Origin of the sequence: Granulicatella sp. WM01, assembly GCF_004570605.1 — a bacterium.
Lineage (GTDB): Bacteria > Bacillota > Bacilli > Lactobacillales > Aerococcaceae > WM01.
Genome location: NZ_SPPB01000003.1, coordinates 17,901 through 32,185, shown reverse-complemented (window position 1 = coordinate 32,185; position 14,285 = coordinate 17,901). Strand labels below are relative to the sequence as shown.

General features: G+C 33.9%; 8 protein-coding genes and 1 other RNA gene. 8 read left to right on the top strand and 1 reads right to left on the bottom strand.

Features of this window, described 5'->3' with window-relative positions; all coding sequences use genetic code 11:
* Positions 1 to 540: 540 nt before the first annotated feature.
* The 4 genes from E4T68_RS00955 (at position 541) to E4T68_RS00940 (ending at position 6,458) form a co-directional block, all read left to right on the top strand.
* Entirely contained in the window at positions 541 to 2,427 is a 1,887-nt protein-coding gene (locus tag E4T68_RS00955; RefSeq protein ID WP_135123218.1) for a leucine-rich repeat protein, read from the top strand.
* Positions 2,428 to 3,293: 866 nt separating this feature from the next.
* A complete protein-coding gene (locus tag E4T68_RS00950) occupies positions 3,294 to 4,589 on the top strand; it encodes a sugar ABC transporter permease (RefSeq protein WP_135123215.1) in 1,296 nt (431 codons plus the stop codon).
* A gap of 14 nt (positions 4,590 to 4,603) precedes the next feature.
* A complete protein-coding gene (locus E4T68_RS00945) occupies positions 4,604 to 5,443 on the top strand; it encodes a sugar ABC transporter permease (RefSeq protein WP_135123298.1) in 840 nt (279 codons plus the stop codon).
* Between the two features lie 184 nt (positions 5,444 to 5,627).
* The gene (locus E4T68_RS00940; RefSeq protein ID WP_167753756.1) at positions 5,628 to 6,458 is read left to right on the top strand and encodes a DUF1189 family protein; all 831 of its coding nucleotides are present in this window, start codon (positions 5,628 to 5,630) and stop codon (positions 6,456 to 6,458) included.
* Positions 6,459 to 6,570: 112 nt separating this feature from the next.
* On the opposite strand, the gene E4T68_RS00935 is transcribed toward E4T68_RS00940, so the two are convergent.
* Positions 6,571 to 8,442, bottom strand: coding sequence for an ABC-F family ATP-binding cassette domain-containing protein (locus E4T68_RS00935; protein ID WP_135123211.1), 1,872 nt, complete (start codon positions 8,440 to 8,442; stop codon positions 6,571 to 6,573).
* A gap of 646 nt (positions 8,443 to 9,088) precedes the next feature.
* Here E4T68_RS00935 and E4T68_RS00930 point away from each other — a divergent pair.
* The 4 genes from E4T68_RS00930 to E4T68_RS00915 all read left to right on the top strand — a co-directional run bounded on the left by E4T68_RS00930 (position 9,089) and on the right by E4T68_RS00915 (position 14,100).
* Positions 9,089 to 9,550 (top strand): hypothetical protein, encoded by a 462-nt coding sequence (locus E4T68_RS00930; RefSeq protein ID WP_135123209.1) that lies wholly within the window; start codon positions 9,089 to 9,091, stop codon positions 9,548 to 9,550.
* Positions 9,551 to 9,779: 229 nt separating this feature from the next.
* An RNA gene (gene ffs / locus E4T68_RS00925) (signal recognition particle sRNA small type) lies at positions 9,780 to 9,878 on the top strand.
* Positions 9,879 to 9,925: 47 nt separating this feature from the next.
* Positions 9,926 to 11,215 (top strand): adenylosuccinate synthase, encoded by a 1,290-nt coding sequence (locus E4T68_RS00920; protein WP_135123207.1) that lies wholly within the window; start codon positions 9,926 to 9,928, stop codon positions 11,213 to 11,215.
* Positions 11,216 to 11,847: 632 nt separating this feature from the next.
* Positions 11,848 to 14,100 carry a Rib/alpha-like domain-containing protein gene (locus E4T68_RS00915; protein WP_135123205.1) on the top strand — a complete coding sequence of 751 codons (2,253 nt, stop codon included), beginning with the start codon at positions 11,848 to 11,850 and terminating at the stop codon, positions 14,098 to 14,100.
* Positions 14,101 to 14,285 lie beyond the last annotated feature (185 nt).

The window sequence follows — 14,285 nt, the reverse complement described above, 5'->3', positions numbered from 1 at the left end:
TGTAGTACAGTTGTATATTCTTAAAACTAGATAAAGTGACTATAAATCCTATTTGGCATAGAGTATTTTGAATGTGTACACAATTCATAAAACATGACTTATTTTATACAGACAATACAGCCATACGTTTCTCATTGTACAGAAACGTATGGTTCTTGCTAGTAAAGTCATTTATGAGTTGTATTTTATGTGAAATGTAAAGATAGAGTATATGTATATTGATAGTAAGTAAAGTAGAGTAACGCATATTATTTATGTGTGTAACATACTTATAGAATAGGGATTGTAAAATAACGGATTTTACAGGTATGCATTGGATATGGAAAGTGTTGTCTATAAGATAGGTAAGTGAATATGAGGGGATATTTTTTTGCTAAATAATGGTAATTAAATGTAAAAAAATAGCAGCTATACATTTGTTAATTATATTTAAAAAAATAATTAATTTGACTTAAAAAATATGCGATGGTATAATACGTCATATATTGATCAATATACATAAATTAATCTTATGTTTAGAATGGTAGGAAATGAATTATTATGAAGAAAAAGTATATTGTAGGGAGTTTACTGGTTCTATTAGCGACACCACAGACTTTACCGTTAGGAGTTAGAGCTAATGAAGCAAGTGCTAATGTGTCAACACCATTAAAAACAGGAAGTGTAGTGACATATGACAATATCAAATACAAAATATTAAGTCTTGAAAATAATAAAGGTACTGTACAATTAGGAAATGGTATTCCCGTACAATTTAAAGCAGACCAAGGAGATAAACCGTTTATTGTACCCAAGACATTTATGATTGGACAACAAGAATTTACAGTAACAGAAATTGGAGAAGAAGCATTGGCTTACTATCCTGATGAATTGGGTGCAGTAACGTACTATCCTAGTCAAATTACGCTACCAAGTACGGTACGTATTATTCATAAAAGAGCTTTTAGTGGCAGTAAAGCAAATACGGTAATGTTTGAACAAGGAAGTCAATTGGATAGTATTGAAAGTAATGCCTTTGCAAATTCAGAGTTGAAACATATCACATTACCAAGCTCGCTAAAAACGATAGGAAAAAGAGCGTTTGATTTTAGTGAGCGTTTAGAAAGTTTAACTTTTGAAGACGGTGCGACATTGACGTCTATTGAAGATGAGGCTTTTTCAAATTTATCTAAGTTAAAACATATTACATTGCCTAGTACGTTAGAGCATATTGGACAATATCCGTTCAGATACTCAACAGGCTTAGAAAGTGTGACTATCAATCCAGCCAATCAAACATACGCTACAGAAGATGGTGTATTATACACTAAGAATAAATCACGTTTAATCTATTATCCAGCTCAAAAAGAAGGAAAAATGTTTAAAACATTACCAGAAACAAAAGTTATTGATGGGTATGCTTTTGCAAACCAAGCCTCATTAGAGCATATTGTATTAAGTCATGGCTTAGAAAAACTAGGAATGTTTGCTTTTTCTGGTGTAAAAACGCTGAAAAATGTAGAAATGCCTGAAACATTGAAAAGTGTTGAAAAACTAGCGTTCTTTGAAAATGTTGAATTAAAAGAGTTGAATTTTCCAAATCAAGTGAACGATTTTGAACGTTATGCTGTAAGTGGATTACCAAAGCTAGAAAAAGTGACACTAGGCGATAATGTTCATACATTGCCGTCACAATTTTTATCTGGTGCTTTAGATAATTTACGTGAGGTTCATATCAATTATACTGGAGATAACTTTAGTATACAAAAAGATAGTTTTGATGTTCCTAATGCAGTTGTCTTTAAAGTGAAAACCCCAGCGATTAAAGACAAATTACTAGAGGCTTTCGGGGATAAACATAATGTGATTATTGAGCAGATTGATACTACAAAATCAGTAGCACCAACAGATCCAAATAGATTTCCTAAATTACCTGAACCAAAAGACACACCAGAAAAACCAGAAGTTCCTAAAGAAACACCTGAGCAGCCAAAAGCTGATGACAGTTCAAAAGTAGAGCAGCCAAAAGCTGATGACGGTTCAAAAGTAGAGCAGCCAAAAGCTGATGATGGTTTAAAAGCAGGACAACCAAAAGTTGATGATAGCTCAGAAACAGAACAGTCAAAAGAGAATAATAGGTCAAACATAGGACAAACAACAGATAAATATGATACAAAACAAGCAGGAGAGGATATAGATAAAACAGGTCAATCTCATAGAAATGATGGACAATCAGCTTCTGACAAAAATCAATCATCTAATAACAAACATGATAATAAAAATAAACAGTCATCGCACCACGCTTCGTCATCTCCTCAATCAAAACCATTATCTCAAGGGAAGAATGAATTACCTTATACAGGCGAAGCAAATGCAACTGCTCCATTGACATTGGGTGTAGGAGCTATTAGTTTAGGTATCTGGTTATTTAGAAGAAAACGTGCATAGTGTGTTTAAAAAAAGGGATAGCATAGGGGTGCTTTAAATGAAAGAAATAGTGTACTAAATTTGAGTTTATCATAGCTTATGCAATAGAATAAACGTGCATTTTATAACGAGAAATAGTCCTTAACATAAATGTATTGTGAATACAAAAAACTGTATGGTATATCTTCCAAACGGAATAATATCATACAGTTTTTATAGTTTACTTTCAATATGTGAAGGTAGTTCTGAGAAGAGTAAGGGGAAGTTTGTTTGAATGAGTGTGTGTTTGAACAACATGTCTTTGTATGACTAATCATGTGAAGTGCTAGGTTTTATAGAATGAGTGCGTTTTTATGGTTGTAATAAATTATAATGAATTGAAATAACTGTACATTAAGGATGCATTTTATAATGTTAAAGTTGTTTTTAAGCATTTGAAAATTCTCAACATTTAGACAAGATATATACCTCAACTGAGGAGACGTCGTGTTTAATAAGTGTATCTAGTCAATCCAATACACCTATTTAATAAGGAGTCTTGCACTTGATAAGATTAAGGCACTTTTGAAAAGTCTACCAATTAAAGAAATGCGTTTTTTTAGTAATCTTTGTATATACTATATATTATTTTATGTGTAATCATGCTATATTTACGTATTAGTGAGGCACTATTTAATTAGAGAGCATATAACGAGATGTGAGGAGAGAGTATAGGAAAAATGTATCGTGCAAATTGTTATCGGTAACATCTAGGATAACGATTACAAAACTAAATTGGCATGGTATAATGGATATATGAAAAAGAGGTAACAGAAAACACTTAGGTAGTGATAACCTTATGCAACATGGTTGCAATAGATTATTTATGCACTAAAGGAGAGGACACTATGAATACGAAAAAAAATGAAAAAGTAGCCATTGGATTGTCTACGTTTTTCCCAGGTGCAGGACAATTTTATAATGGACAATGGTTCAAAGGAATTGTGTTTGCTAGTATATGTATGCTTTTTATCTATCAAATGGCAATAGATGGTGTGTACAATATAGACGAATTATTCACATTGGGATACCAAGCAGGACGTGATAATTCATTATTTATGCTGATTAGAGGTGTATTACAATGTCTTATTATAGCCATTTATGCAATATTTCATGTGGTTAATGTGATTGATGCAAGAAAAATTGCAAAAATGTGGAATAATGGAGAAAAGGTTGCAATTTCGCCAAAGGAAAATCTTAAAAATGTTTATCAACATGGATTTCCGTATGTGTTAGTAACACCTGCTTATCTTTTAATGATATTTGTTATTTTATTCCCAGTGATTGTATCTATCCTAATTGCACTGACTAATTATGATTTTCAACATATTCCTCCACAAAAACTTTTAGATTGGGTAGGATTTGACAATTTTATTAAAATTGGGGCATTGAGTACATTCCAAAATGCATTTTTGTCTGTACTAGGCTGGACAATTATTTGGTCTTTGGCTGCTTCTACATTACAAATTGTCATGGGGATTTTTACAGCAGTTGTTGCTAATCAATCTTTTGTTAAAGGAAAACGAATTTTTGGGATTATCTTTTTGCTCCCATGGGCAGTTCCAGGATTTATTACTATTTTAACGTTTAGTAATATGTTTAACGATAGTTTAGGTGCGATTAATACGCAAGTGTTACCGTTTATAAAATCGTTATTTCCATTTTTGGATTTTGGGATAATTCCGTGGAAAACAGATCCGTTTTGGACAAAATTTGCAGTTATTTTTGTTCAAGCATGGCTAGCAACACCGTATATTTATGTGCTAACTTTAGGTATTTTACAAGCTATTCCACATGATTTGTATGAGGCAGCTACGATTGATGGCGCAAATGCGTGGCAAAAATTTAAACACATTACGTTTCCAACAATTTTAGCTGTAGCTGCACCGTCTTTGATTACGCAGTATACAGGGAATTTCAATAACTTTTCTGTTATTTATTTGTTTAACCAAGGTGGCCCAGGGTCAGTTGGAGGTGGTGCTGGTTCAACAGATATTTTGATTTCATGGATTTATAAATTGACAACTAGTACATCGCCACAATTTTCATTAGCTGCAGCAGTAACATTAATTATTTCGATTATCGTGATTGGAATTTCACTTGTCACGTTTAAAAAATTACACGCATTTGAAATGGAGGATTAAATATGGCAGTAAAAATGAAATCTAGTAAAAGAAAAAAACTCATTTTACAACTATTAACGTATGCCTATCTGATTTTTTTCTCTGTTATTGTGTTATATCCGATTGCCATTACGGCACTATCTGCTTTTAAAGCAGGACAAGTTGCAGCATTTTCTTTGGATTTTAATGTGCAATTAACGTTAGAGAATTTTAGACGTTTGTTTGAGGAAACATTATATGGACAGTGGTATTTAAATACATTGATTATTGCTGGTTCAACAATGATTATTCAAACGATAACGATTATTTTAACAGGCTATGCATTTAGCCGTTACCATTTTGTTGGGCGTAAAAAGAGTTTAATGTTCTTTATGATTGTACAAATGGTACCCGTTATGGCGGCGTTAACGGCTTTCTTTGTTGTGGCATTGATGCTAGGAGCATTAAATAAAAATTGGTTTATTATCCTCATTTATGTTGGAGGAGGTATTCCAATGAATACATGGTTAATGAAAGGTTATTTCGATACTGTGCCAAGGTCTTTAGATGAAGCTGCAAAATTAGATGGAGCAGGTCATTTTAGAATATTTTGGCAAATCGTCTTACCACTTGTTCGACCAATGGTTGCTGTTCAAGCACTATGGGCATTTATGGGACCGTTTGGAGATTTTATTCTGTCTAGTTTCTTACTACGTACAAAAGAAACATACACAGTGGCTGTAGGTTTGCAAACGTTTATTTTAGATGTTAAAAATGAACGTGTGGCACTATTTGCTGCTGGAGCGTTATTTGTAGCAGTACCAATTTCCTTATTGTTTTTCTTCTTGCAGAAACATTTTGTGTCTGGTTTGTCAAGAGGTGGGACAAAAGGATAAAAAAAGCGATAAAAAAGTGGTCTTTCTACCACTTTTTATTCATTTGAAGCGTAAAAATGAGTAAAATGTGACACAATCGTTTTGAAAAGGTTTAGTGTATTCTTTTGCGGAATGCTAAAAAATATGATACATTAATGGATACGTGAATGCCATTTATTTAAATGATATAGAAAGAGAGAATATGATGAAACAATCAAACATGATACATTATTTTAGTAGTATTTTTTCTCCAAAGAGAATGTTTAAACAACGCAATACTTTAAATTATGGGACAATGTTTATGATATTTGTTTTTTTAGTTAGTTGCATAATGTTTCCGATTACATTACGAACAGTTCAAATCAATACAGTATCTTTAGAGGTGTTTGTACCACATATATTAGATAGCATCACTGATGAAGCAATTGCTCCACTTCAAAAGGTAACTATTCAAGGCGATACGTTACAAGGTAGTGCGTTTCAGAAAGGACAAGTTGCAGGGTGGTTGCCTGAACAAGAACGTTTCCTAGATACTGTTGATAAAGGAATTTATTTTGATACGATTGGATTTTATATTAAAGTAAAAGAACAAACAGTATCTAAAGTGCCGTATAGTCAGCCTTTGGACACAAAAGTATTAACAGATGTGGAAAGTATCAAGCATTTTATTTCAAAACAATGGTTTACAGCTAATCGTGGCTATGCAGTGAGTTATATTTTGCTCTCAAGTGCTATGCTTATTGCAACTAATATGTTATTGATTGTTTTGGGAGCGGCATTTTTTCTATGGCTTACACGTCAATCTAAACTTTTTACAATTAAAACATATAAAGAATGCCTTAATCTCATTTTAAATACATTAGGTATGCCAACTTTATTAACGTGTGTCATTTTATTTATGGGAATAGATATTCCAACAGCTTTGCAAATACATGGATTTGCAACAGTATTAACAATAGTACTTGTTTTTTATATGACACATTACAATGATAATTTTTTAGAAAAAAAATTAATCCAATCAAAATATAAAGATTAAATATTGAAAGAAAATATATGTTTTGATTGTAGAATTGGTACAACAACATAAAAAAGGCACTATATCTCTTGGGGGATAGTGCCTCTTTTATGTTATGAGCAGTGTTTTCTTATTATGTTAATTCACTCAAATATTCCCAACGCTCCATTTTTTCAACTAATTGATCATTTAAAGCATCGAGTTGAAGATGTAATTGCTGTAATGTTTCAAAGTCACTCCCACACTGTGCCATTTCAGTTTGCAGAGTGTTTATAGTTTGCTCCAAATGCATAATATCATCTTCAATACTTTCCCACTCTTTTTGTTCATGGTAGGTCATTTTCCGTTTGTTTTCACGACGACGAGGTCTTTCTGCCTCTTTAATGGGAGTGGTAGACTCAATTGTAGTTTGTCTACTTTGTAAATAGTCACTCATTGAACCTAAATAAGTGTCAACGTGACCTTGTCCGTCTAAAATAATTAACTTGTCGGTAACACGATCTAAAAAATACCGGTCATGTGATACGATAAGTGTAGCTCCTGAGAAATTGTCCAAGTAATCTTCTAGTACAGAAAGTGTATCAATGTCAAGGTCGTTTGTCGGCTCGTCCAAAAGTAAAACGTTTGGTTTTTCAATCAATAACCGCAGCAAGTACAGACGTCTTTTTTCGCCACCAGACAATGTTTTAATTAATGTTCCGTGTGTACTTCTTGGAAATAAAAACGTTTCGAGTAGTTCAGCAATACCTACTCTTTCTCCTCCTTTTAAGTCAACTTCTTCGGCAACTTCTTGTAAATAGCTAATGACACGTTTTTCGTTAGGTAAGTCATCAGATAGTTGCTTATAATAAGCGAGTTTGACAGTTTCTCCCATACTGTAAATGCCGCTTGTAAATGGCAAAAGTCCAGCAATAGCGTTCAATAATGTAGATTTTCCCACACCATTATTGCCGACGATTCCGATACAATCATGTGTTTGTACAATATAGTCAAATTGTTTTAAAATGGAATGCCCATGCATTACTAAATCGACTTGTTCAAAAGTCAGCACTTTTTTGCCAAGACGGGATCCCTCCAAAGAGAGTTCCAATGTGTTGGTTGTTTGTTTTTGTTTCACTTGCTCTTCAAGTGAGGCAAAACGTCCAATTCGTGCTTGCTGTTTAGTCGTACGAGCTTTTGCACCTTTTCTCATCCATTCCAACTCAGAAGTGTAGCGTTTTAATTGTTTTTCGTGGAAACGTTCTTGAAGTGCAATACGTTCAGCTTTTTGACTAAGATAAGTTTGATAATTTCCTTCATAAACGTCAATTCTTCCTTGCGTTAACTCAAAGATTTTACTAACTACCCTCTCTAAAAAATACCGGTCATGCGTTACTAAAAGTAGGCTTCCTTTGTAATCAGCTAAATATTGCTCTAACCATTCGATACTATCATAATCTAGGTGGTTGGTCGGTTCATCTAATAGCAACAAATCAGGTTCTTGAATGAGAACTTGTGCTAAACCAATTCGTTTACGTTGACCACCAGAAAGCTCAGAAATTTTTTGAGATAGATGAGTAATGCCTAATTTTGTTAAAATAGTTTTAATTTTCACGTCATATTGCCATGCGTCTAAACGTGTCATCATTTGTTCAGCTTCTTCGTAGGCTTTTTGAAACTGCAAGGAATGGGCATCTTTTTCTAAGTCACCCAATGCCCGTTCATAGCGTGTAATAGTTTGAAGGAGTGGTGTATCTTCGTGATATACAGCTTGAAAAACAGTATGCTCAGGGTTAAGTACCGGATCTTGTTTCAAATAACCAATCCGATAGCGTGATGATGTTTCAATAATCCCCGAATCTGCTGAATCCTGCCGACTCAAAATAGAAAGCAACGAACTTTTTCCTGTCCCATTCTGTCCAATTAATCCGACATGTTCACCTTGGCGTATTGTAAATGATACACCATTTAACAATGTTTTAATGCCGTACGTCTTATGTAAATCAATTACTTTAAAATCTTCCATAGTATTCTCCTTTACGTCCATTTTTATCATACCACAAAGCACCAAAAAAATGGAGAACTATTATTTCAAACTCCTCAATACAAAAGTCATTGTTGTAGATATATGTAGCATATTGTGGAGCGAATACTGTACGTGGATAGCGTCCTATTGGTAGAGTTGATGCTTAATAGAATGCCACATATTGAAAGAGGTACAGTTCGAGATATAGTGCAGTTTACTGTGAGTAGAGTGTTGTGTGATTAGCGTCCTATTGGTAGAGTTGATGCTTAATAGAGTGCCACATACTGAAAGAGGTATAGTTTGAGGTATAGTGCAGTTTACTGTGAGTAGAATGTTGTGTGTGATTAGCGTCCTATTGGTAGAGTTGATGTTTGATAGAATGCTACATATTGAAAGAGGTACAGTTCGAGGTATGGTGCGGTTTACTGTGAGTAGAATGTCGTATGTGAGTAGCGTTCTATTGGTAGAGTTGATGCTTAATAGAGTGCCACATACTGAAAGAGGTACAGTTTGAGGTATAGTGCAGTTTACTGTGAGTAGAGTGTTGTGTGTGATTAGCGTTCTCTTGATAGAGTTGATGTTTGATAGAATGCCACATATTGAAAGAGGTACAGTTTGAGGTATAGTGCAGTTTACTGTGAGTATAATGTTGTATGTAATTAGCGTTCTATTGATAGAGTTGATGTTTGATAGAGTGCCACATATTGAAAGAGGTACAGTTCGAGGTATAGTGCAGTTTACTGTGAGTATAATGTTGTATGTAATTAGCGTTCTATTGATAGAGTTGATGTTTAATGGAGTGCCACATACTGAAAGAGGTACAGTTCGAGGTATGGTGCAGTTTACTGTGAGTATAATGTTGTATGTAATTAGCGTCCTATTGATAGAGTTGATGTTTGATAGAATGCCACATATTGAAAGAGGTACAGTTCGAGGTATGGTGCAGTTTACTGTGAGTACAAGACTATCGGTAGAGGTGTTGTTTAATGGAGTGTTCTATGTAAATAGAGTTTTAGTTTTGGATATGGTGATGCGTAAAGAAATCTGTAGTTTTGGGAGAGGGCAAAATGGAGTGACTAGTTGTTTTAAGGATAGCAATAAAAAATGAAATGCATGTCTTGAATAAGGTGCAGATATTGTATGCCAAAATGTAAAAGGAAAATAGGATAAAAGCAGTAAGTTTGGAGAGAGTGCTTTTTATGATGAGTTGAAAATTTATCAAAAGACACAAGATAAAGATTGAAATGTTGTGAAAAAAGGTATTGCTTGGCAGAGTGAATAGAAAAATGTGGAAAAATAGTAAAAAATACTAGCTATCTTTAGGAAAGTTTGGTATAATCAAGACGTACGGCAATGGAGAGCTTATGAATCGAGTCAGATCTGGAAGGAAGCAGCTATAAGTAGGATTCTCCATGTGCGGTACATTTTTTATGAAAATAATTTTTTGTGTAGAAAGATCTACCGACCAGAAAGGGTGTAGTTTATGTCATCAGTAGTAGTTGTTGGAACACAATGGGGCGACGAAGGCAAAGGTAAAATTACCGATTTTTTAAGCGAGAATGCAGAGGTTATTGCACGTTATCAAGGTGGTGATAATGCAGGGCATACCATTAAATTTGGAGGTGTGACGTATAAATTGCATCTTATTCCTTCAGGTATTTTTTCTCCAGAAAAAATTAGTGTCATTGGAAATGGTGTCGTAGTCAATCCTAAATCTTTAATCAAAGAGTTGGACTATTTAGCAGACAAAGGAATTGATACAAGTAATTTGCGTATTTCAGATCGTGCTCATGTTATTTTGCCATACCACATTGAATTGGATAGATTGCAAGAAGAATCTAAAGGCGAAAATAAAATTGGTACAACCATTAAAGGTATTGGGCCTGCCTATATGGATAAAGCGGCACGTATAGGTATTCGTATTGCCGATTTATTGGATAAAGAGATTTTTGAAGAACGTTTACGCATTAATTTAGATGAGAAAAATCGCTTGTTTGAAAAAATGTATGGTGCAAAATCGTTAGCGTTTGAGGATATTTTCGAAGAATATTATGGTTATGGTCAATTAATAAAAAAATATGTGTGTGATACGTCAGTTGTTTTAAATGATGCTTTAGATGCTGGTAAACGTGTATTGTTTGAAGGGGCTCAAGGTGTTATGCTTGATATTGATCAAGGGACATATCCGTTTGTAACATCTTCTAATCCAGTAGCTGGAGGAGTGACAATTGGAAGTGGTGTAGGACCAAGTAAAATTGACAAAGTTGTTGGCGTATGTAAAGCCTATACGTCACGTGTAGGGGATGGACCATTCCCAACGGAATTATTTGATGAAATTGGCGAACGTATTCGTGAAATTGGTCGTGAATATGGGACGACAACAGGACGTCCACGTCGTGTAGGTTGGTTTGACTCTGTTGTTATGCGTCATTCTAAACGTGTGTCTGGAATTACTAACTTATCATTGAACAGTATTGATGTATTGAGTGGACTAAGTGAAGTAAAAATCTGTGTTGCTTATGAAAAATCTAATGGCGAACGTATTACACATTATCCAGCTAGTTTGAAAGAATTATCAGATTGTAAGCCAATTTATGAAACATTACCGGGGTGGAGTGAAGACATTACATCTTGCCGTACATTAGAAGAATTGCCAGAAAATGCACGTAATTATGTGCGTCGTATTGCTGAACTAGTCGGCGTACGTATTTCGACGTTTTCTGTTGGACCTGATAGGGATCAGACGAATGTTTTAGAGAGTGTATGGGCATAAGTCTTAAAAACGTAAATTTTAAAATAAACTTTTAAAAATAGCAGTAAGAAATCAACAGTTTTGACACGTGGTTTCTTACTGTTTTTAGTTTATAGTGCAATAGAGTGGCTGTTTAAATAATTTATTTCTAGTCAGTATATTGACTAGAATACCTAGGGAGAAATGCATGATGAGTAGAGTATATGTTCAAATACAATCCATTTTTAGTGAATTTGAGTGAATTAAAGAAAAATCTACTTTGAAAGATAATGTTTGTAATGCATGATGAGTAGAGTATGTGTTTAAACACAATCTATTTCTAGTATTAAAACAAGGTTGCACATCTATTTGGAATCTACTTGTATTTATAGTGAGCGTACGCCGATGTGAAATAGCAGATATAGTTAAGAGTAATATTTATGTTTAGCTAGTATTGCACAAAAACATATACAGTAAGTATGCACGAGTGAGGGTTAAGAGATTTTTAATGAGGTGCTAGTAAAATATAGGGTTATAAAATAGAGGGAGTCAAGTTATATTTTATATCATTTACAAAACCTTTACAGAATTTTGCATAGTATTTTACATCATTCTGCTATAATAAATCTTGTTTATATGACTATATAAATGATTATATAAAAAAGGAGATACTTATGAGAAATTTCAAAAGACGGTGTGCTGTATTGACAGTTTCAGCTAGTTTGTTCTATGCTTATATGCCCCCAGTAGTATCATCAATGAATGCAATGACAATAGTCTATGCACAGACAAATTTGAGTGATGCGACATACACAGAACCAGAGGCTATCGAGGTAACGACACTAGAAGAAATTTATGATTCACTTTGGTTATATGGTCAAGCAGATGTAGGAGAAGACGGTGCTTTAATTTTGACTGAAGATAGAGAAAATCAAGTTGGAGGGATATATTTATCAGAAAAGATTGATATTCATCGTCCTTTTAGTATTGCTGGGCAAATTAATTTGGGTGATAAAGTCAAAACGCAAAACTCAGCGAGTACATTTAAAGCAGGTGATGGCATATCTTTTCTGTTTCTTGATGCGAATGTAGGGAACTTTGGGCACTCTGGAGAGTCTTTAGGATTAGGTGGAATAAAAAATTCATTTGGGTTCAAACTAGATACCCATCATAATTCAACAAATCCAAGTGGAAATCGTTATTCTGAGAGCGACCCATTTTTATTTGGTGCAAAAGGGAGAGCGTTTGGAAGTTTCATCTACTCGAATAGTAGAGGATTTGTATCGTCTACTGGCGCAGATTTCCTCGAAGGAACGCCAAGTAATACCTTTGTACCTTTCTCATTAACTTATGGTGGGAAAGAAAATCCAATTTTTACGTTCACGTATGGGGAAACTACTTTTACTAAAACTGTAGATAGCCGATTTAATAGATCGGAAGCACAACTGCGTTCTTTTGGAGTATTTGCCTCAACTATTGACGGAACAAATAAACAACAAATTAAATTGAGTTCACTTGGCTATACAGTAAATAACCCTAAAATTATTATCCGTTATATCAATGATTTGACAGGGGAAGAGATTAGACAACCTAGAGAACTAACAGGTTTGTTAGGTTCTACTAAAGAAATTATTGGAACGGATATTATGGTTGATAAACATCGTTTAGTTAGAAATAATTTAGCTACTGCTAAAGGATTTCAGTCAGAAAATACATTGACTCTTTTAAACGGTACACAAACTGTGACATATACATATCTTCCTATTTACAAGGAGGTATATCCGCCATTAGCTAAAGAAACCAATCAAGTTGAACAACATCATACGTTATCTGCTTCTGAAGTATTGCAAAATGCAGATTCTTTTCCACAAGGAACGACAATAGCATGGAGTCAAGCTCCAAATACAAGTACTATCGGTGAAAAAAGTGCTACACTCCAGATTACTTACCCGGACAATACAACAGCAGACTTACATGTTACCATTCAAGTGATTAGCCCTTTATCAAATGATACAAATCATATGGATACACCCCCTAATGATAATACTGAAACTCCAAATGATAGTTCAACTTCGTTAGAACCAAAAGAGAATACCTCATCAAACAAAGCTAATTCAAGTGAAACAGAGCAACCAGAAAATAAAGAGGATAATATTTCTAATAAAGATACTGAAACTCCAAATGATAGTTCAACTTCGTTAGAACCAAAAGAGAATACCTCATCAAGCAAAGCTAATTCAAGTGAAACAGAGCAACCAGAAAATAAAGAGGATAATATTTCTAATAAAGATACTGAAACGCCAAATAATAGTTCAACTTCGTTAGAAACAAAAGAGAATACCTCATCAAGCAAAGCTAATTCAAGTGAAACAGAGCAACCAGAAAATAAAGAGGATAATATTTCTAATAAAGATACTGAAACGCCAAATAATAGTTCAATTCCGTTAGAAACAAAAGAGAATACCTCATCAAGCAAAACCAATCCAAGTGAAGCAAAACAACCAGAGAATAAACGCGATAGTGTTCCTAAAGAAAATCCGGAACATAAGACACCATTAATTCAAAATAATGGGAATAAACCAATAAGCTCATTAGAAAAGATAGATAACACTAATAAAGATACCGACAAAAAAGAAGAAGTATCTGCCCAAGAAGATAAAGGAACCATAGGAACAAATCCTAGTTCACCAAAAGATTTAGAGAAAACAGAACAGTCAACTAATCAGGCAAATGATGATAAAAGACATAAAAATAACAATGATAAAACAACTGCCGATAAAAGAGATAGTGACGAAAAATTATTGCCAAAAACAGGAGCAGATACACCGAAACATAGCATATATCAAGCTATATCGTTTATTTTATCAGGCATTCTCTTTTTAATAATAGGCTCTCACGGTTCAAAACGTCATACGTCAGAAAAATAAAAGACATGCCAAAGTATTAGAAGCAAACGGACAAATTTTATGTAATATACATAACATATAAGGGCGTTGGCAAAGGAAAAGCCAACGCTCTTTAAATTTTACGTTTTGCACACTGAAAAGAGCCAGAAGAGTAGAAGCAAACGGATAAATTTTATAACATATAGGGGACTGGGAAAAAGTCTTAA